Genomic DNA, 20,017 nt, shown 5'->3' with positions numbered 1-20,017 from the left:
AACCACATGGCCCCAGGGGCAAACCGTCCTGGGCCCGCCTCGCCGCCATCACCGGCCGTGATCCTGGCCTCCTGCGAACAACACTCGAGACGAAGAAGTGCGTGGAGTGTGGCACAGCCATTCCGCCCAGCGATACCTTCGGCCGACGGGCGATCCTCTGCTCAATGCGCTGCAGGACCCGGGCCCACCGCAGACGGCAAACCACAGCCCCCTGCCGCATCTGCCAGAAGCCGATGAAGATCCAGGTCGGACAGCGCCACCGGCTCTGTTCATCGGCATGCCGCCGCACCGCCTACCTTCAGCGCCAGCAAGGTCACGCTGCCTCGACGGCTTCCAGCGCCGGCGATGATCCTGCCCGCCAAGAAGACCGTCGCTGCATAGCCTGCGAAAGGCCTCTGCCCCCAGGCTCTCGATCGCACCGCCAGACGTGCTCAGCGGCCTGCCGGCAGCACGCCCGCCGCTGGAGCCATCTCACTTCACCCGAGCGCTTTCTTCACTCGCCAGCTGGGATCTGTGAGTTCTGCCAGGACCTTCTCCCGAAAGCAAATTCCAGTGCCGGCCAGCGTCGCTGGTGCTCATATCTCTGCGGGCAACGGGCCCGCCGCGGAGTCGACCCAGCTCTGCACAGGATCCGGACTTGCGAACACTGTCAGGAGCCCATCGAGAGGGATGAGTCCGGAAGAGCCCGTCGGTGGTGCTCCAGGAGCTGTCGTGAGAAGGCCCAACGGCGCCGTCGCAAGGCCACTGCCGCCAAAAGCTAGTCCGCGTGACGCTGGCGTTCACCACGACGAAGGCCGGGGCAGTCGGCAGAAGCGCAGCACCACTCCTGGCAGCCTCACCATGCAGAGAGATAGAGGAAAAGTGCGTCACCTTCGTCATCCGGGCCTCAGGTGACCAATAAAACCCCAGGTCAAGTGTCGAGGCGCTCTGAAGATTTCAGTACCGCCTGGAGGCCTTCAGTTTGATCACTGAGCGTCATGATCATTGCGACTGATATGAAAGATTTGAGGGCTAAAGTTCGCGGGTGGGGCATTACGTCCGATATGGCGCCTGGATGTCGTACTGACGTGCGATCTTACGCATTTGTGTTGAACGAACAGGATGTTCTACCTATGGTTGCGCGCATCGCAGGACGCACAAGGGCGTGTTGTTCCATGGCGCGGAGGATGCTGTGTATGTGTGCCGGGTCTCGCTAAGGCGCTTCCGTGGGTTCACCGAGGCAGAGATCGTCCCGCAAGGTCATGCGGTGCTGGTGGGCGAGCCCCGTGCTGGCCGTTCGGATTTGATCGCCGCTCTACGCCGGGTCCTTGACCCCCGCGCCGGCGCGGCACCCAACCTGGATGACGTGCAACGACCGTTCCCTGAACTTGCCGAGGACGAGGTAATGCCAGCCACTGAGGTGGAGGTCACCCTCCTGGGCCTCGGATCCGAGCTGGAACAGGATCTGTACGACCGGCTTGAGCTGATCGATGTGGCCTCCGGCCTCCCGGCCGACGAAGCCGCTGCTTCCACGGCGCAGTTGGGTGTCCGTCTGCGCTACCGGCTCACCTACGACGAGCGTGTGGGCGATCCTGAGCATGCCTGGGAGTACCCGAAGACTGAGAGGCGGGTTCCGCGAGGCGAGCGTCTGGCCTTGGCAGCAGTCGTGATCGGACCCGGGACTCCGCTTCAGCTGAGGTCCGGGGCGGGATTCCGCCGGATGGTTTCTGACCTGGACGGCGATGAGCTGGCGACCGCGCTCAAATCTCTTGCAGCGGAGACGTCTGTCGCTTTCGGCGCCCTCGCTGACGTGAAGGCGGTCCAGGAAAGCATCCGCAGCGTTCTGCACCAGGGCGCGGCACAACTGTTGGAGTTGTCCAGTACGGATCATCCCGAGAGGACGGTCGGGTTTGTCACCGATGACGGATCCGTCGAGGCCCTCCTGCGACGGCTGCAACCATCCGTGTCGTTCGATGAGGGTGTCGGTGCACTCCCGTTGTCGCTGCACGGTTCCAGTGCTGCGGGGGTGCTTCGTGTGGCCGAAGCCATGGTGACGGCCGACCTCGACGGCGCCATTGTGCTCTCTGACGATTTTGGCGACGACGTGGATGCCGGAGCGGCTGAGTATCTCGCCGCTCTGTTGCGCCGCCGGAGCGGGCAGGTGTGGCTATCCACCCGGCGCCCAGACGTCGTGAGAGCATTCGAGCCGACAGAGGTTCTCCGCCTCACCCGCAGTCACGGCGTGCGGCGGCAACATCAGCTGGCCCCCTCCACGGACCGCAAAGAGCGCCTGGCGCGTCGGCAGCTCCATCAGCTGTTGATCCCTGCCATGACTACGCGGGTCGTGGCACTGCTGGAAGGGCCGCACGACCAGGAAGCCCTCAGCGCTGTGGCCCAGCGTCGCTTGGACGAGGACGGTGTAGCGCCGCCGTCCGCCCATGGCATCCGCCTAGCGGCCCCGGGTCTGGCCGACGGAGGCAAGAACCAGCTTCCGAAACTGGCAAGTCTCGCAGCCGACCTCGGCTTTCATGTACGGATCGTCGTCGACAACGACAAACCTGGGGAAGATATTGACCTGATCGCCGAACTCGTGACGCTTGCCGAGCAGGTGATCCGCTTTCCGGAACGGACCGCTATCGAGCGGGCGCTGGTCCGTGGACTGTCGGCAGAAACGCTCCGTTCGGCGATGCAGGAGGTGAAGGAGGTGTACGGGCTGTCCGCTGACTTCGCCTCTCTTCCCGACGCTGATGTGGAGAAGGAAGCGGCGAGGCAGCTGAAGCAGAAGGGTGGCCTGCACCACCCCTTCGTCGACGCGCTTCCCGAACATACGGTGCCACCTCTGATCGCCGCCGTGCTCGACGCCCTCAGCGCCGGTCCATCCGGAGGTGTTCTCCTCGAACTGGACAACCCTCAGGGGTCATCGTGACCTTCGATCCCGATGACGTACAGCAGCAGGTCATTGATGCAACCGACCCCGTACTGTTGGTCCTGGGAGGAGCGGGGACAGGGAAGACGAGCACCGCCGCCGCTGCCGTCCGTGCCGAGCTAGAACGTCAAGACCTGGAGCGCTCAGCACATCCTTCCCGTACTGGCAGGGCGTTGTTCCTTTCCTTCTCCCGTGCTGCCGTCTCTCAGATCCTGGACCGCTCGGCCAACATACTCGGCTCGTACCAGGAACGGGTCGAGACGACGACCTATCACGCATTCGCCTGGGAACTGATCCAGCGCTTCGGGAACGTGATCGGCCAGCCTGAACCTCAACTCACCAGCGCTGCAGAGGCCAAACTCCTTGCCCCCGGAAGTAAGATCCTCTACAAAGATCTGCTACCGCTCGCCATGCGGATCTGCCAAGTCCCCGCAGTAGCCCAGCATCTTCGGACCCGATGGTCCATCATCGTCTGTGACGAGTTCCAGGACACGGACCGCCGACAGTTCCAACTGCTGACGACTATCTGCGGGTCCGCCCGGCTGCTGCTCCTCGGCGACCTAAACCAGTGCATCTACCGAACGCTACCGGGCGTCGTGGGCGTCGGTCCTGAGAGGGTGGCTGACGCACTCGCACTCGACGGCGCCCGCCAGATCGACTTGCTTCCGGCATCCCACCGAGACCCGACCGGGGTGCTGCCGGCCGCAGCGGAAGCAATACGCCGCCGTGACTTCGGTCATGAGGCCCTCAGTACCGCGATTCGGGACAGGCGGCTGCGTATTCATGCCGACCTCGGGCCTGATGAGGAAGCAGACTTGGTCGCTTCCCACGTGCAGCAGCTCCTGGATGAAGGACACCTATCTGTAGCCGTTTTCAGTCACCACATCGACTCCACCACAGAGCTGTCCGATCAACTTCGTGACTTGGACATTGATCACGAGATCGTCGGATTGCCGGAGTCTCTGACCGCCGCCCTCCACGCGCAGCACGCCATGATCGCATTTGCTGTCGACGGTTCCGGCTGGGACCGCGTCCGCTATCGGCTGGCCGTCTTTGTTACCAGCTCTGTTCGCGGCGAGCGCGTCCCGCCTCTGGCCTATCAGATCCTGCGTGCGACTCCCGGCATTCTGGCACGGCGGCTTGACTCCCTCTACGACCAGCTTCGCCAGGCTGATCCGCAGGACGCCCTTCTGCTGGCCGCCCAAGCCCACCGCGGTATCGGTCTGCCGCGCGGCCAACGACACTGGGACCGCGCTGCCCAGCTGTTGCGTCCCCTGATGGCGCAAAGCCTGCGGCGCGCTCCTGATAATGCGGGTGCCCTCAAGCTCTTGGACCAAGCGGTGACCGAACGCGGGGTGAGCCTGCTTACCTGTGAAACCGACGGCGCCAACGCCGAGACTCCGGTACAGCTCATGGGCCTGTACCAGGCGAAGGGCAGAGAAGCCGACGCCACCGTCGTCGTCCTTCGCGACAGGGACTTCTTCGGCACGGAGCCACCGCCGTACCTCGATGGCTCACGTCTCCTGTATGTCGTGCTCACTCGAGCGCGGCACACCACGGTGGTCCTGCTCTTCGGTTCACCGCCGCACCTAGTCGCCCCGCTGCGAGGCCTGAGCCGTTTCGAGCGTCCCGGCCAGTGACATCCGTGCCCCGCGCGCTAGCGAACTTCTGACAGCGCTTGCAGGGCAGCCTCGACCTCATCGCGGACGGCCGTGAGAGCCGCAAATGGTCGCACGGGCTGTAACGGCCCGCCCGAGAAAAGTTCTCAACTCCGGCGAACGAGCACGCGAGAGCGGACGGATCGGCGGGGATCTGCATTGAGCAGCTCCCTGAGGTGCGGCTGGTCGGTATGGCTGGCCATGTACTGACGCACCAGCGCGTTCCGGTCGCTGGCGAGAACCCGGCCGGTGACGGGCTCAGCGTCCTCGCGCTCGCACCACAGGCCTGCAGCCAGAAGACGTACCTGGTGATCAGCGTGGATGGACAGCAGCGCCGGCTCCAAGGCCACGTCCTGACCGCGCAGTTGGAAGAGGGCGCGCACGACTGCATTTCTGTCCCCGTCATAGGTCTGCAGGATGTCGAGAGCGCAGGCCGACACCTCGGCAGCCTGCTGGCCCGGGTGCGCGAGGCATGCGGCGGCAAGAAGACCGTCAGGGCGTAGCGATGTCGGACCGAAATCGAAGCTGATGCGATTGAAGGGCTCGTGAGGCAGATCATCATCCGCGCTGCCGTCGTGGCGGCCGTGGGCGAAGGCCATGGCCGTAGTGAAGTGCCGTGTTCGGGTGTCGTGATCAAGGTGAGGTGCCAAGGCAGCAAGGGCGTGCAAGGCCTCTCGGCGTTGGAAGGCCGCATCGTCGCGGTGGAGCGCATGGGCGATGAGGCTGTCGGACAGGGCTTGGCGGGTCGGCAGTTCCACAGCGGCTGCCAGCAGAGCCAGTGTGCTGAGATCCTTACGGGGGTGTTCCCCGGCGCCGGGAAGAGGCAGTGGCATCTGCCTTATCGCTGCGGGTATTGCGTCGGCCATGTTGGTCTCAACGAGGATGAGGGCGAGAGCTGCTTTGATGTTGCCGTCGCGGGCGGGTGGTGTGCACTGCTCGGCGACGACGTCCGCAGACAGGGCCAGCTCAGGGACACCGTGATTGAGGACCGATGCGGCGAGGTGGTCCGCGCAGAGCAGCGCCCGGCACATTGAGCGAACGGCAGACTCGCGCAGAGCGGCATGGGTCTGCGCAATGACGATCAGAGCCTGCATATGTTCACGATCGGTCCTGCGGTGGGCACCAGGCTCACGGTCCAAGAGTGGACCGGAGTAGGAGAGGAAGCGTTGCGCTTGCTGCCTGGTGGAGGCGCCGAGCAGGGCGGCCGTTGCGGCGAATGCTGCGTGGACGGCGCTGGCGGCGCGGGGCGGGGCAGGGCGGTCCAGCTCGAGCTCTGCCAGGGCTGTGTCGAGCCATAGCCTGGCCTGATCGTCGGGCAGGAGGTCCGCTGTCGCTGCCGCCGCACGAAAGGCGCTGACCCGGTACCAGCCGGCCCTATCGACCAGGTTCTGGGGAGGAGGGAAGTCCAAGGACTCCTCTGGCAGGAGCTTAGCGGCGACCGCCAACTCATCTACGTCTCCGGCGGCGAGGTGGTGGTGCAGTGCTTGTTCGGGCTGCCCCGCCTTTTGGTGCAGGAGTCCGAGAAGGTGTTCGGCCTCCTGTGCTCCCGACCAGTCTGCGGTCAGTGTGGAGCGCGATCGGTATGCACCGACGGCCTGGGCGGCGTCGGCGAGTCGTCCCTTCTGCATTCGGGACAGCGCCCTCTCCCTGAAGCGCACCCCGGTGGGCACGACACTGCCGCCATTACCAGCAGCCCGGAGAGTGAGGATCCGGCGATAGCCCTCATTCATGCTGAAGGGCCGGGTCAGGCCGAAACGAATACGGATGAGGTCTTGGGTCTGAAGCCAGTTAACGACATCGTCGATGGCTCCGTCCTCGGTGGCGAGGGCGATCGCGTCGGAGTATCGGGAGAGGGCGGCGGGTGCCTTCTGTCGCCGGACGAGGTGCCGGCCGTGCCGGGCCATGAGCAGTGCGGCAAGCCGGGGCGGCCAGGCGGTGCGGATGGTGTACTGCAAGTCCTCCCAGGACTCACCGACACCAGCGTCCGCCAGACAGGCACGCAGGCGCGCGTGTTCCGGAGAGCCGGTGCGGGTTGCCCTGGCGATGGCTTCGAACCGTTCAGCACGGCCGGTGATGAAGCCGAGCCGGTCTTCAGCGACCGCGTATTCCGCGAACAGCATGAAGGCGGAAGTAATCTCCGGGTCACCTTCTTGGAGAGCGTCGACCGCATGAGCGATTTCATCCAGACTGGTGTCGTGATGGTGCTCATAGGAGGCGAGTGCGCCCAGCACCTCAACGGCCCGCACGAGCGCCTCAGGGGTCTGTGCGTCCGCTGCTTCCAGGCGCCGGGCTACGGAGAGCGCGAGGCCGGGCTCCCCGCTCTCTAGTTCTCCGGCCATGATCTGCAGGTCTACGGCCACAGCCGCAGTAGTGTCCTGGGCTGCGTGCAGGGCTTGTGCTTGGTCCCGACGGATCTGCAGTGCATGGGCGGCGAAGCCTGCTGCTTCTAGGGCATCGGCCAGGCGTCGAAACTCTAGTGCTGCTTGCGCGGGCTGATCGTCGCGCAGGCGACGTGCCGCTTCCAGGTCCGTGTGCAGACCGAGGTGCTGTACCGGCCCCCGCACCATCGCGTCGGACGCGACGGTAGTCGTCTGGGCGCTGAGGCCTGGTTGGTTTGACGCCCCGCAGACCAGGCGTGCGGTTTCCGCGCCGAAGAAGCGAGTGACAACACGCGGATGCCCCTCCAGCTTGTCGGTCAGCTGTTGCCTGCCCCACAGGTTGATCGTGAGCTGCGGGTTCGCCCTTCGGAGTTCATGAAGCTTGTCGTCGATCTTCGTGTCACTGACGTCCGCCGTCGTCATGACCACGAAATGTACGGATCCGAAGGGCCGACTTCCCTTGACGAAGGCCTTGACCGCCTGCTCCAGATCGGCGGCGGTGTACCTGGCGTAGTCCTTCGCCTGGTAGACGCGTGCTTTCTCGCCGTCGAAGAAGCCGGCAACGTCGATGCCGTTCTGCTTTTGGCCGCGTCGACCGTAGATGCGTGCTTCGAACGCACCTTCCACCTCGCGCACAACTGCGGCCACGAGGTGCTCGAAAGACTCCCAAGCCAGGTACTCGGTCGGTAGCGAGAGCGCCGCCGTAGTTGGCAGCGCTCTCGCAACCGACGGTGGCGGACCGGAGAGCCGGTGATTGCTACCGAGCGGCTCCCAGTCGGGCTCCCCGACACTCACTTCGTACCCGGTCGTGGTCACGGTGCATCTCCTGCCCTGCGTCCCTGTCCCAGCCGAGGCCGAGACGGCCATTGTGCAGCCCCTCGCCCTCCGCAACGCATCGTTCGTCACACGCCGTCGGTTCGGTGCCAGGCGTGCTCCCCCGAGCCCAGCTCAGGGGCACGTGCGCTGCAATCTCCTGTGGATACCGACATGGAGGTGGGTGACGCGCTCACGCGCTGCGTTGCCGAGAGCGGGTGCTTGATGCAGATCTGTTGAGACGTACCACCACGACGTGCAGGTTCGCTGAGACGAAGTGGATTTGATGCAACTTCGATGAGATCCACATCAGCTTCGTTGAGACAGGTCAGAGGTGCGGTGGAGCGGGGTGTTGCCGAGCGAACTCTTCCGATATATCGTTGAGGCATCGCGACAGATCAACGACTAGTGAGAAGGAGTGTCGACGATGCGTACAGAAGGACATGAGCACGCCCACGAGGGCGGACGCGGCCGTGGGGGTCGCGGACCCGGAGGTTTCGGTGGCCCTGGCGGTCCCGGCGGGCCCGGTGGGTTCGGCGGTTTCGGGGGCTTCGGCGGCCCGGGAGGGGGCGGCTTCGGCAGCGGCGAGCGGCTGCGTGCCGCCTTCGGCCCCTTCGGGCCGCCCTTCGGTGACGGCCCGCCCTTCGGCGGCCGTGGCCGCGGCCACGGGGGACGGCGCGGAAGGGCCCGGCGCGGCGACGTGCGGGCCTCGATCCTGGCCCTGCTCAAGGACCGCCCCATGCACGGCTACGAGATGATCCAGGAGATCGACGAGCGCAGTGGCGGAGCCTGGAAGCCGAGCCCCGGCTCGGTGTACCCCACCCTCCAGATGCTGGAGGACGAGGGGCTGATCAGCAGCGAGAGCGAGGGCGGGAAGAAGCTGTTCGCGCTCACCGAGTCCGGCCGTACCGAGGCCGAGTCCGGCCCCGAGGCTCCCTGGGAGGAGGCCGGGCGCGGCGTCGACTGGGAAGCACTGCACGAGGTGCGCAAGGCGGGCGGCGGCCTGGCCAGCGCCTTCCAGCAGGTGTGGACCACCGGCTCTGCCGAGCAGCGCGACAAGGCGCTCGAGGTGGTCAACGAGGCCCGCAAGAAGCTGTATCTGATCCTCGCCGAGGAGGACTGACCCCTGTCGGGGAGGGGGATCCCCTGGGGGTGATCCCCTGCCGGGGAGCACCGGCTTCTCTGATGCGAGAGAGCCCGGGGTCCGGGAGCGCGCGATCCACCGCGTGCCCTCCGGCCCCGGGCTCCCGCGTTGCCGGCTGGCCGCGCCCGCCGTCAGCGCGCCGGACCGTCGCCGGCGCGCAGTGCCCGCTCCTCCACGTGCCCGGTCCCGCAGACACTCCCCAGCTTCCACTTCGCGGAGTCGGCCTCGCGCTGGTCGGGCGGGATCACACGGAGCGTCGCGGGGGTCGGGCAGCTTCCGTCGTCCGGGTCGCCCTCGCCGGGGACGACGGTCCAGTGCAGGCGGCTCCAGGCGCGCTCGCCCGGCTGGAGGGTGAGCTGGGTGGCGGGCCGGGAGCGGTCGCGCACGGTCGTGGTCGGGATCGCGTCGCCGTCGGCGCGGGTGAACTGGAGGCCGGGCCAGCCCTGGGTGCGGCAGGGCGCGCCGGAGGTGTTGGTGACCACCAGTGCCGCGTAGCGGTTGCCCGCTCCCGCTTCGAGGGCACGGACCGAGGGGGTGAGCGCGGAGGTGGCGCACCAGGCGGGAGCCCCGCCGCCGCGGGCCCCGTCGGCTCCCTCGCCGTCGCTCTTCGGGACTGCCTGACCGGGTGGCGAGCCGGCCGCCGACCCGGCGGGAGCGGACGTGCTGTCCTCGCCGGAGCCGGAGCCGGGGACGGAGGCCGCGGCCGACGAGGAGGCGGCCGACGAGGGCGCTGAGGGCGAACGCGCGCCGTCCGCGGGCGAGACGGTGCCCGCGCCGCACCCGGCGAGGGCGGGGGAGACGGTCAGGGCGGCGACGACGGCGAGGGCGGCGGGCGCGGAGCGTGCATGGGGCCGGGCCATGAGGTCTCCAGTGGTTGCCGTGCGGAGAGTTGTGTGCTTGGACTGCCGGTCCGCGCAGGGGGTTCCCCGTACCGCTCAGATCACGCCAACTCCGTGTGTCGTCACCCTCCATGGGGGACGGGCGGCATCAGCTGACATAGGGGACATGCGCCATTTCGCCTCGCCAGTGGCCGGCATGTGGGCGGTGAGGTGGAGAGGGGAGCGGTGAAAGGGAGCGGCGGCGGGAGCGGTGACGCTCAGCCCCGGAGCCGCCAGATCTCGGCCGTGTCGAAGGAGTCGAGCGCGCGGGGGAGGAGTGAGTCGTCGTGCGCGTGGAACGCCGACCAGAACAGGTCGCCGGGCAGCGCGTCGCAGGGCGCGTAGACCCGGTACACGTACTCCTTGCCGTCGATCGCGAGCAGCGCCACCAGCCAGCTCTCCAGTACGGGCTGGGTGCGGGCGGCCATCGGTCTCCTCGGCCGGGGGTGTGGCGGGGCGGTCGTGCGCGGGAGGCGGGGACACCGTCGGATGTCATGGACCGCTTCGCCCTGTGGGACGTGGAAGCGGGCGTTCAGGTTGCGTCTTCTCGCCAAGATCGCGCCTCCTCCCCAAGGAGGAGAGGCGGGGGCGCCATACCCGACCTCAGTGGGACCCGCATATGCCCCGGGGTGCCGATGTCCAAAAAGCGCGCATGTGATGTGGTGGTTGCGTGGAGATCCGTACATCGTCCAGTCAGCCCGTCGACAGGGGAGCCGACGACCAGCTCAGCGAGCGGCTGGCGTCGATGGTGACGACGGCGCGCAGGCGCGCCGCGCGCGACGGCGACCGTCAGATCGACACGGCCCATCTGCTCCACAGCCTCCTGGAGTCCGACCCGGAGGTGTGGGAACTCCTGGACGGCGGCGGCCCGCAGATGGGGAAGCTGCTGGGCTATCTCGTGCAGCGCAGCATCGGCTACGGGCTGCGCTGGCAGGGCGCCGTCGAGGACTCCGGAGCGGTGCCCGCCGTGGCGGACCAGCCCGGAGCCGTCCCCGGATGGTCGCCGACGGCCTCGGCGGCGATGGATCTCGCACTGCGCAGGGCCTGGCGCCGGGGCGCGCCGGCGGCCGAGGGCATCGACCTGTTCGCGGGGCTCGTGGCGGACGAGGAGTGCCGGGGAGTGGAGGTGCTGCGGCGCGCCGGAGTGGACACGAGGCGGCTGGCGGTACGTCTCGGGGTCAGGAGCAACACGGGTGACACTGCTGTTGGCTCCTGACATCATGTGGCAATGCACGCCACCTCCACCGCGCCGGCCGCCCCGGGCCGGAACTCTGGAATCGCCATCGCACTGCTCTCGGCCTTCGCCTACGGCGGTTCAGGGCCCGCGGCCAAACCGCTGATCGAGGCGGGCCTCGATCCCCTGCATGTCACCTGGCTGCGGGTGGCCGGTGCCGCACTCGTGATGCTCCCGCTGGCCTGGCGCCACCGTGCGCTGCTGCGGGAACGGCCGGGGCTGCTTGCCGGGTACGGGCTGCTGGCCGTCGCCGGTGTGCAGGCGTGCTACTTCGCCGCGCTCTCCCGTATCCCCGTCGGAGTCGCGCTGCTCATCGAGTATCTCGCGCCCGCGCTCGTGCTCGGCTGGGTGCGTTTCGTGCAGCGGCGGCCCGTGACCAGGGCCGCGGCCGTGGGTGTGGTGCTCGCCGTCGGCGGGCTCGCCTGCGTGGTCGAGGTGTGGGCCGGACTGAGCGTGGACCCCGTCGGGCTGCTGCTGGCGCTGGGCGCCGCGTGCTGCCAGACGGCGTACTTCGTGCTGTCCGACCACGGCAGCTCGGCCAAGGACGGCAAGCGGGCCGCCGACCCGATCGGGGTCATCGCCTACGGGCTGCTGTTCGGCGCCGTCGTCCTCACCGTCGTCGCCCGCCCCTGGCGGATGGACTGGGCCGTGCTCGGCGGACAGGCCCCGATGGACGGCACCTCCGTGCCAGGGCTCGCGCTGCTGGCGTGGATCGTCCTGGTGGCGACGGTGCTGGCCTACCTCACCGGAGTCATCTCGGTACGCAGGCTCTCGCCCCAGGTCGCGGGAGTCGTCGCCTGCCTGGAGGCGGTCATCGCGACCGTGCTCGCGTGGGTGCTGCTGGGCGAGCATCTGTCGCCCGTGCAGGTCGTCGGCGGTGCGGTCGTGCTGCTGGGCGCTTTCATCGCGCAGTCTTCGGCGCCGAAGGGCGGTACGGGCGGCGAGCAGGGGGAGTTGGTCGCCTCCGGCGGCGCCGGGCACGCCGACGCGGCACCGGACAGCGGCACCCGCCCGCCCCGCACGGCGCCCACCCCCTGACGCACAGGGGCGGCCCGGCCCCGGGGGGTGGGCGGTTCGCGACGGGCGGGCCCATACGCGTTCCGGCCCCGTACGTGTCACGGCGCCGTGGCGCCCCGTCGCAACTGGAGGTCGCGCGCGCTCGCGTCACGCGGCCCGCCCCGCGCGGCGAGACCCTCCGCGATGCGCTGCCGCACCGCGTCCGTCCGGTGCCCCGCGTACTTGAACTTCGCCCGGACGTCCGTGACCTCCAGCCGCAGCCCGCGAATGCCGGACAGCAACCGCCCGTACGGGGCCTCTCCCGCCGTCACGGGTGCGGAACCGCCCTCGGGCTGGAAGTGGTCCATCTGGGCGCGCAGCAGTGCGGCCTTCTCCTCGGGGCCGTCGACGATGTGCGCGGTGCAGCGCAACTGGACGGCGGCGTAGAAGCTGGTGGGGACGCCGTGCTCCGGTGGCGTGTCCTCGGGCGCCTGCCAGGGGCCGGGGACGAAGACGTAGTCGTCCACGACGCTGAGCAGCACCTCCGGGGCCGCGTCCAGCGCGGGCCACAGGGGGTTCGGACGGGCGAGGTGGGCCAGGACGCTGCCCAGCGTGCCGCCCTCCTGCACGGCGCCGTCCGACGCGCTTCGCGTGCTTTGGTACGCGAAGTGCAGGGGCTGCACGAGGGGCGGCTCTCCGGGGCCGCCGTTCACGGCGAGCTGGCCGAAGTCGTGGCCCGCGAGCCACCGTTGCCACTCCGCGTCGTCGCGGGCAGCGTCCCAGGGGTGGATGAGCATGGGGTTCGGGTCTCCCTGTGGTGGGTGCTGTGTGCGCGTGCGGTGCGCGGCGGGCTACGGGATCAGCGCCCTTCCGCGCCGTTCGCCGTGCCGTTCGCCGTGCCGTCCCCGTCATGGGCCGCGGCGAGGGCCGCGGGCGCGAGATAGGCGGGCAGCCCGATGCCGGGTGCGAGGTCGTCGGCGGGGACGGGCGTGCCGTACGTACGGGTCACGGGGACGACACCGGTCCAGTACGGGAGGCCGAGGTCCTCCTCGTCGTCGCTCGGGCCCTTGGCGCGGATCTTGGCGGAGACCTCTTCGAGATCCAGCCGGAGGACGGCGGTGGCGGCCAGCTCCTTCGGGTTCGCGGGCCGGGAGTCGGCGGCGCGCCCCGGGACGATGTGATCGGTGAGCGCGTCGAGCGCGGCGGACCGCTCCTCGCGCCCCGTGACCTGGACGGCCGTGCCGTGCACCACGACGGAGCGGTAGTTGATGGAGTGGTGGAAGGCCGAGCGCGCGAGCACCAGTCCGTCGACGTGCGTCACGGTCAGGCAGACGGGCAGTCCCGGGTCCCGCTCGCCCGCCTCCCGCAGGGGCCGGGAACCGGTGGAGCCGTGGACGTAGAGCCGCTCGCCCACCCGTGCGTAGAGCGTGGGCAGCACCACGGGCGCGCCGTCGCGCACGAAGCCGAGGTGGCAGAGGTAACCGGCGTCGAGTATCGAATGGACCACCTCGCGGTCGTACGTGGCCCGCTCGCGGGCCCGGGTCGGGACGGTGCGCTCGGTGGGGGAGTACGGGCCGGGAGCGGAGGGCGTGTCGGCGGAGGGGGCGTTGGCCGGGACGGTCACGGGATTCTCCTTGCGCGGATCTTTGTACTAGTGCATACTTGGCTTTGTGCTAGGAGAGTATCGGATTGCAGGTCGTCGCGCAGCCGAGATTGCCGAAAGCGTGGAGCGGGGGGTGGGTGCGGGAGAGCTGACACCGGGTGAAGTGCTGCCGCCGATGCGGGAGTTGGCGGTCGAGCTGGGGGTGAATCCGAACACGGTGGCCGCGGCCTATCGCACCCTGCGCGAGCGCGGGGTGATCGAGACGGCGGGGCGGCGCGGCAGCCGGGTGCGCGATCGTCCTGCCAGCACGGCCCGCGAGGCCATCCGCGTGGAGGTCCCGGAGGGGGCCATGGATATAGCGCAGGGCAATCCGGATGTCGCGCTGCTGCCGTCGCTGAGCGAGGCGCTGAGGGTGGCGGCCGAGCGTGCGGCGCGCCGCCCCGCGCTCTATGGCACTCCCGCCGTCGATGACTCCCTCGCCCGCGCCGCCCGCGCCGCGTTCGACGAGGACGGAGTCCCCGAGGGGCCCGTGGGGCTGACGTCCGGGTCGCTGGACGCCATCGAGCGGGTGCTGAACGCGCATCTGAAACCGGGTGACGCCGTGGCCGTCGAGGACCCAGGATGGGGCAGCCTGCTCGATCTCGTCCCGGCCCTCGGGCTGCGCCCCGTCCCGGTGGCCGTGGACGATGACGGGCCGTCGCCCGAGGGTGCCGAGCGCGCGCTGCGCCAGGGTGCGCGGGCCCTGATCGTCACCGACCGTGCCCAGAACCCCACCGGCGCCGCGCTCTCGGCGGAGCGCGCGAGAGAGCTGCGGGCGGTGCTGGCCGCGCACCCCGGCACCCTCCTGATCGAGGACGATCACGGTCACGGCATCGTCGGCCTCCCACTGCACCCGTTGGCGGGCGGGACGGACCACTGGGCGCTGGTGCGCTCCACCGCCAAGGCGTACGGGCCGGATCTGCGGCTGGCCGTGCTCACCGGTGACGAGGTCACGGTCGGCCGGGTACGCGGGCGGCAGCGGCTCGGTCCCGGCTGGGTCAGCCATCTGCTCCAGGACGCGGTCGCGCACCTGTGGGAGACGGCCGCCGTCGACGCGCGGGAGGTGGCCCGGGCCTATGGGGAGCGGCGGGACGCGCTGGTCGGAGCCCTGGCCGCGCGGGGTGTCGAGGCGCACGGCCGCAGCGGGATGAACGTCTGGGTGCCCGTCCCGGACGAGACGGGCGCCGTCACCCGGCTGCTGCACGAGGGGTGGGCCGTGGCCCCCGGAGCCCGGTTCCGCCTCGCTTCGCCTCCAGGGGTGCGGCTGACGGTCTCACCCCTCACCGAGGACGACATCGTGCCGCTGGCCGACGCGGTGGCGAGGGTGCTGATACCGGCGGAGGCGCGGCGCTATGAATGAGTGACGGGGGAGGAACGACGGGGAGGGGGGATCAGATTTTGCGGAAGTCCCAGGAGACCACGGACTGTGGGGTCAGGCGCAGCCACGCGTGCCGTTCGTCGTGCGGCATGTGATCCAGGCCGAAGTATTTGGCGGCGAAGAGCCGTTCAGGTGCCGTCAGCTCCGGACACACCTCGCCCGTGCGCGGTGCTTCGCCGACGGACACGGCCTCACCGGTGAGTTCGACGCCTCGCAGCTCCATGTACTCCTCCCCGTCGTCCACGACCACGGCGATCCGCGGATCGCGCCGCAACTGGGCCCAGCGCTTGCTGCGGGTGATCGAGTAGAGCCACAGCGCTTGGCCGTCCCAGCAGAACCACAGGGCTCCGACGTGCGGGGCGCCGTCGGAGCCGACCGTCGCGACCCGGCAGGTGCGCTGCTCGGTGAGGAATGCGTCCAGTTCCTCGGACGACATCATGATCCGGCGCCCCCGGCGCTGCTGATCCGTGACCGACATGGCTCTCTCCGCTCTCCGCCCGACTCCTGATGAGGTGTCAGAAAATCATGAGGGCTCTTCCGTCCGTGCGCAATGCCTCCTATCCTCCGGCCTGGCCCAGGCCGGGATGTCCCGTCCGTCACCGTGAGGAGCGCAGATGGCAGCGAACGCGGCAGGCAGCACGGACGGCGGGGGCAGAGAGGGCTCCACCGCGCGGGAGCGCCTCGCGGCCACGGTGGAGCCCGGGAGCACGGCGCTGCTCACCGTCGAGTGCCAGCGTGGCGTCGTGGGGGAGGAGAGCGCGCTGCCCGAACTGGCGCGGGCGGCACGGGAGTCGGGTGCTCTCGACCACGTCGCGCAGCTCACGCGGGCCGCGCACGCGGCGGGGGTGCAGGTGCTGCACGCGGTCGCCGAGCGGCGTCCCGACGGCCGGGGCTCGAACAGCAACGCGCGCCTGTTCAGGGCGGCCGAGCGGCTTCCCGTGCGGCAGTTGACCGGTTCCTCGGCCGTGCGCGTCGCCGAATCCGTGCCCGTCGCGGAGGAGGACATCGTCGTGCGCAGGCTGCACGGGCTGTCGCCCCTCGCCGGGACGGACGTGGACCCGCTGCTGCGCAACCTTGGGATACGGTCGCTGGTCGTCGTGGGGGTCTCCGCGAACGTGGCGATACCCAACGCGGTCTTCGACGCCGTCAACCTCGGCTATACCGCCGTCGTCCCCGAGGACGCCATCGCCGGTGTGCCCGTGGACTACACACCGGTGATGATCCGCCACACCCTCGCCCTCGTCGCCACCGTCACCAGGACGGCGGACGTGGTGGGCGTGTGGCAGCAGAAGCGCTGACACGCCCCGGCGGACGGCACGGCCAAGGGTTCCGCTAGCGGCCGCGCTTGAGTCTGCGGCGTTCGCGGAAGTTGGGGTGGCGGACGATCACGCCGCCCATGCCCGCGTTGCCCGTGAGACGGATCAGCGGGGTGCCGGGCAGGCGGTCGGGTGTCGTCTTGTCCTGTACGCCGCCGATCTCGGGCTCCACGTCGTCCGTCGACGCGGCCCAGTCGCCGGGGATGACGATGGTGACGCCCGCCATCTGGCCGTGCACCTCCACCTCCACCTCGGGCAGCCGGGTTTCGGTCAGGGTGAAGTCGAGCGTGACGCCCCCGATGTTGCCGTAGGCGGCGATCCGGCCGGGCACTTGCCAGCGCCCCGTGCGCGACGCGCCGTGCATGCCGCCCTTGAGGATCAGCGGTTCCTTCCGCTCCGGAGGGCCGACGGTCCCCTCAGGAGAGTCGACGGGCGGCAGATCGGCGGTGAGCGGTGCCAGATCGCCGAAGGTCTTGGCGGTGAGTGCCTGGCCCAGCCGGGTGTCCAGCTCGTCCATCTCCAGACGGCCTTCGGCAGCCGCTTCCCGCAGTTGGTCCACGACCCTCTCGCGGTCGGCGTGAGAAACGCGTAGGGCACTGTGCGCCGCGGGTTCCGGGCGTTGGGCTGTCATGGGCGAAATCATACGGACGGCAGGCGCGCGCCCCCACCACGCGCCTGCCGCACGCCCCCGTCCCACGCTGTGCTGAAGCTCAGTCGTCGAGCCGCACGGTGCCGCCCTCCACCGAGACCTTGGCGCTGGGCAACGGCCGGGTCGCGGGACCGCCGGAGACGCTGCCGTCGGAGATGCTGAAACTGCTGCCGTGGCAGGGACACTTGATGGTTCCGTTCGCCACCTCCGTCACCAGGCAGCCCTTGTGCGTGCAGGTGGCCGAGTACGCCTTGTACTGCCCCGCGCTGGGCTGGGTCACCACCACCTTCTGCTCCTTGAAGACCTTGCCCCCTCCCTCGGGGATGTCGGCCGCCTTGCCCAGCTCCTGGCCCTCACCGGCACCGGCCCCGTCCTCGGCGTCCTCTCCCGCGTCGCCCTCGGGCGCGGCATCGCCCGCCTCTTGCCCGTCTTCCTCCCCCGAGCCGCCGCAGGCGACGAGTGCGGTGGCGAGCCCGACCGTGCCCGCGGCAGCGAGGACGGACCGGCGCGAGGCGAGATGTGAGGTGCGTCGTGAAGTGAGACGTGAGGTGAGACGTGAGGTGAGAGAGGCGTTCATTACGGCACTTCCCTTCCGTGGACAACCCTCGTGGAACAACTCCGTGCAACGGTTCTCCAGGCCATACGGAACGCGGCGCCGCCGCGTTCAGCCCCGTACCGGATCCGCCTGCCCGCGCCCCGCCCCGTGGTCAGCGGGCCCCATGCGCTCCGCGTCCGCGCGCCTCGCGAGTGCCTCGCGCAGGAACCGGAGCTGGAATCCGAGCAGTGCCTCCGCCGCGGCCTCGTCCGTCACCATGTGCGACTGTCCGGGCAGCGGCAGAACGGTGTGCTCCCGCCCGGCCGCCAGCAGCGCGGCCGACAGGCGCAGCGTGTTCGCGAAGGCCACGTTGTCGTCGGTGGTCCCGTGCACCAGCAGGAGCGGGCGCCGCAGCAGCGGGGCCTCGGTCAGCAGCGAGCAGCGGTCGTAGTTCTCGGGCTCCTCGTCGGGGTGTCCCAGGAAGCGCTCCTTCCAGTGTGTGTCGTAGAGCCGCTGGTCCGAGGGCGCCGCCCCGGCGACGGCGGCGTGGAACACGTCGGGGTGACGCAGTACGGCCGCCGTCGCGAGGATGCCCCCGAAGGACCAGCCGCGGATCGCCACCCGCCCCAGATCCAGGTACGGACGGGAACGGGCCGCCGTGCGCAGCGCGTCGATCTGGTCCGCCAGCACGGGCGTGAGCTGATCGCCCCTGACGGCCTTCTCCCAGGCGGGGCCGCGGCCCGGGGTGCCCCTCCCGTCGGTGACCAGCACGGCGAAGCCCTGCTCGGCGAACCACTGCGACACGCATGTGCTCCAGTGCCTGGCCCGCATCACCTGGCGGGCGCCGGGGCCGTTGTAGGGGTCGAGCAGTACGGGGAGCGGGGCGGTGCCGGGCGCGCCCGGCACGTACCAGGACGGCAGGAACAGCGCGCTGCGCAACTGGCGGTCGCCGAGGGACAGGAAGAAGGGGCGGGGGAGGACCGAGGGCTTCTCGGCGCGCGAGGCGATGATCCCCCGCTTCCGCACAGCACCCCGGAGCCCACTCCCGGCCTCCGCCTCCGCCGCATGCGCCACGTGCACCACGCTCACCTCCTGCCCGTCGCGGGTGAGCGAGTCCAGGACGAGGGTGTCGCCGCCCACGGCAGCGTGGTGCTTGCCCGGCGCGTCGCTGATCCGCAGGCACCCCTGTCCGGGCGTGTACCTCCACACGTGTTCCTCGGTCGGGTCCTCACCCGCGGTGAAGAGCACCGACTCCCCTTGTGTGCCGAGGACTTCGCCCAGTTGCAGCCCCACAGGTGTGACCGTCTCCCCGCCGACCCGCAGCCGTCTCGTGTCCCCGCTCTCGTACGGGCTCACCAGCGCCCCGGAGGCCGTACGGCACCAGGCGCCCGGCACGATCTCCACCCACCACGGGTCGCGCCGCTCCGCCAGTACCCGGGTCGCCCCCGAGGCCGGGTCGACGGCGAGGGTGCGCTGGTCGCGGCTCAGCACGGTGACCAGCGGACCGTGTCCGTCCCAGCCCGCTGTGACGACGTACTCGAAGGCGGTCCTGTCCCAGTCCACGGCCACGCGACGCCCGTCGAGGTGGAGGAGGTGGAGGGAGACGTCCGCGTTGGCGGTTCCCGCGGCCGGGTAGCGGGTCATGCGCGGGGGCGCCGCCGGGTCGGCCGGGTCGGTGATCCAGCGACGGTGCACCCGCGAGGTGTCGACGCGCGCCGCCAGCAGCGCCCCGCCGTCCGGCGCCCACCAGTACCCGTGCATGCGCCCCATCGATTCGGCCGACACATAGTCGGTCAGCCCGTACGTCACCTCGGGGCCCTCCGGCGCGGCGAGCCGCACCTCACCGGTGCCGTCGGGGCGTACGACGTGCAGGGCGCCGCCCGTCACATAGGCGATCAGCCGTCCGTCGGGCGAGGGGCGCGGGTCGGCGACGGGCCCCGCCGCCGGTACGGGAAAGGGCCCGATTCCTTCACCGGCACCCTCTCCGGCCCCGGCCCCTCCACTGGCCCCCTTCGCGCCACCCCCGCCCCCGCCCTCCGCACGCACCGCCCACAGCGCCCCGCCGAGCGCGAAGGCCACGAGACGCGCGTCGGCATCGGCCGCGTACGAGGTCACGCCCTCCGTCTGCTCCCGTAGTCGCTCCCTGCGCGACCGCTCCGCCTCGGTGACCGGGCCCGGGCCCGAGGGGACGGTGAGCGCGCGGGGGTCGGCCAGCAGCCGTTCCGCACCGTCCTCCCACACCCACAGCCGCCCCACCGGATCGGCGCCCCCGCCCGTCCGCAGAAACAGCACCCGCGCACCGTCGGAGGAGACGCGAGGGTGCCTGACCGTACCGAGCGAGAAGCGGCGCGTCCGCGCGAACTGCCGCGGAAAGTCAGGTGCGTTGACCTGGCTGGCCTGGTTGACCTCGTGGGGGAGTCCGGCTGATCTGTTCATGCCGTGACCATGCCATTGCCCGTGCGCACTCGGGAAGCGGCCACTGTCGAGCGTC

The 20,017-nt window shown here is 69.9% G+C and carries 16 protein-coding genes; 7 read left to right on the top strand and 9 right to left on the bottom strand.

Going from position 1 to position 20,017, the window contains the following annotated elements:
• Positions 1-1,144 precede the first annotated feature (1,144 nt).
• Positions 1,145-2,905: a hypothetical protein gene (locus tag ACWGJ2_RS28465; protein ID WP_453349127.1), complete on the top strand. Its 1,761-nt coding sequence runs from the start codon at positions 1,145-1,147 to the stop codon at positions 2,903-2,905.
• A complete protein-coding gene (locus tag ACWGJ2_RS28460) occupies positions 2,902-4,545 on the top strand; it encodes a UvrD-helicase domain-containing protein (protein ID WP_453349126.1) in 1,644 nt (547 codons plus the stop codon). Before ACWGJ2_RS28465 ends, ACWGJ2_RS28460 begins: the two co-directional genes overlap by 4 nt.
• Positions 4,546-4,670: 125 nt before the next feature.
• Here ACWGJ2_RS28460 and ACWGJ2_RS28455 read toward each other — a convergent pair whose 3' ends face one another.
• Positions 4,671-7,757, bottom strand: a complete 3,087-nt coding sequence (locus ACWGJ2_RS28455; RefSeq protein WP_453349125.1) for a hypothetical protein — start codon at positions 7,755-7,757, stop codon at positions 4,671-4,673.
• Positions 7,758-8,181: 424 nt separating this feature from the next.
• Here ACWGJ2_RS28455 and ACWGJ2_RS28450 point away from each other — a divergent pair, with 424 nt between their 5' ends.
• Positions 8,182-8,877, top strand: a complete 696-nt coding sequence (locus tag ACWGJ2_RS28450; protein WP_453349124.1) for a PadR family transcriptional regulator — start codon at positions 8,182-8,184, stop codon at positions 8,875-8,877.
• A 152-nt stretch (positions 8,878-9,029) separates the two neighbouring features.
• Here the strand turns inward: ACWGJ2_RS28450 and ACWGJ2_RS28445 are convergent, their stop codons facing one another.
• Positions 9,030-9,758, bottom strand: a complete 729-nt coding sequence (locus tag ACWGJ2_RS28445; protein WP_453349123.1) for a DUF4232 domain-containing protein — start codon at positions 9,756-9,758, stop codon at positions 9,030-9,032.
• Between the two features lie 236 nt (positions 9,759-9,994).
• Positions 9,995-10,204, bottom strand: a complete 210-nt coding sequence (locus tag ACWGJ2_RS28440) for a hypothetical protein (RefSeq protein ID WP_453349122.1) — start codon at positions 10,202-10,204, stop codon at positions 9,995-9,997.
• A 242-nt stretch (positions 10,205-10,446) separates the two neighbouring features.
• Here ACWGJ2_RS28440 and ACWGJ2_RS28435 point away from each other — a divergent pair, with 242 nt between their 5' ends.
• Both ACWGJ2_RS28435 and ACWGJ2_RS28430 read left to right on the top strand, forming a co-directional pair.
• Positions 10,447-10,992 (top strand): Clp protease N-terminal domain-containing protein, encoded by a 546-nt coding sequence (locus ACWGJ2_RS28435; protein ID WP_453349121.1) that lies wholly within the window; start codon positions 10,447-10,449, stop codon positions 10,990-10,992.
• Positions 10,993-11,004: 12 nt separating this feature from the next.
• Positions 11,005-12,048: an EamA family transporter gene (locus ACWGJ2_RS28430; protein ID WP_453349120.1), complete on the top strand. Its 1,044-nt coding sequence runs from the start codon at positions 11,005-11,007 to the stop codon at positions 12,046-12,048.
• A gap of 77 nt (positions 12,049-12,125) precedes the next feature.
• Here ACWGJ2_RS28430 and ACWGJ2_RS28425 read toward each other — a convergent pair whose 3' ends face one another.
• A complete protein-coding gene (locus ACWGJ2_RS28425; RefSeq protein WP_453349119.1) occupies positions 12,126-12,803 on the bottom strand; it encodes an FMN-binding negative transcriptional regulator in 678 nt (225 codons plus the stop codon).
• A 62-nt stretch (positions 12,804-12,865) separates the two neighbouring features.
• Positions 12,866-13,630, bottom strand: coding sequence for a pyridoxamine 5'-phosphate oxidase family protein (locus tag ACWGJ2_RS28420; RefSeq protein WP_453349118.1), 765 nt, complete (start codon positions 13,628-13,630; stop codon positions 12,866-12,868).
• A 46-nt stretch (positions 13,631-13,676) separates the two neighbouring features.
• Between ACWGJ2_RS28420 and ACWGJ2_RS28415 the strand changes: the two genes are divergently transcribed.
• On the top strand, positions 13,677-15,008 hold the full coding sequence (locus ACWGJ2_RS28415; protein ID WP_453349117.1) for an aminotransferase class I/II-fold pyridoxal phosphate-dependent enzyme: 1,332 nt from the start codon (positions 13,677-13,679) through the stop codon (positions 15,006-15,008).
• A 31-nt stretch (positions 15,009-15,039) separates the two neighbouring features.
• Here ACWGJ2_RS28415 and ACWGJ2_RS28410 read toward each other — a convergent pair whose 3' ends face one another.
• On the bottom strand, positions 15,040-15,504 hold the full coding sequence (locus tag ACWGJ2_RS28410; protein WP_453349116.1) for a pyridoxamine 5'-phosphate oxidase family protein: 465 nt from the start codon (positions 15,502-15,504) through the stop codon (positions 15,040-15,042).
• 136 nt (positions 15,505-15,640) lie between these two features.
• Between ACWGJ2_RS28410 and ACWGJ2_RS28405 the strand changes: the two genes are divergently transcribed.
• Positions 15,641-16,324 (top strand): cysteine hydrolase family protein, encoded by a 684-nt coding sequence (locus ACWGJ2_RS28405; protein ID WP_453349115.1) that lies wholly within the window; start codon positions 15,641-15,643, stop codon positions 16,322-16,324.
• Positions 16,325-16,358: 34 nt separating this feature from the next.
• Here the strand turns inward: ACWGJ2_RS28405 and ACWGJ2_RS28400 are convergent, their stop codons facing one another.
• The 3 genes from ACWGJ2_RS28400 to ACWGJ2_RS28390 all read right to left on the bottom strand — a co-directional run bounded on the left by ACWGJ2_RS28400 (position 16,359) and on the right by ACWGJ2_RS28390 (position 19,962).
• A complete protein-coding gene (locus ACWGJ2_RS28400; RefSeq protein WP_453349114.1) occupies positions 16,359-16,973 on the bottom strand; it encodes a DUF1707 SHOCT-like domain-containing protein in 615 nt (204 codons plus the stop codon).
• 79 nt (positions 16,974-17,052) lie between these two features.
• A complete protein-coding gene (locus tag ACWGJ2_RS28395) occupies positions 17,053-17,568 on the bottom strand; it encodes a Rieske (2Fe-2S) protein (RefSeq protein ID WP_453349113.1) in 516 nt (171 codons plus the stop codon).
• An 87-nt stretch (positions 17,569-17,655) separates the two neighbouring features.
• Positions 17,656-19,962 carry an alpha/beta fold hydrolase gene (locus ACWGJ2_RS28390; RefSeq protein WP_453349112.1) on the bottom strand — a complete coding sequence of 769 codons (2,307 nt, stop codon included), beginning with the start codon at positions 19,960-19,962 and terminating at the stop codon, positions 17,656-17,658.
• Positions 19,963-20,017: the final 55 nt, after the last annotated feature.

This window comes from Streptomyces sp. NPDC054796 (genome assembly GCF_053611545.1).
The sequence above is the reverse complement of the archived record's forward strand: the minus strand, read 5'-3'. Positions and strand labels throughout refer to the sequence as shown.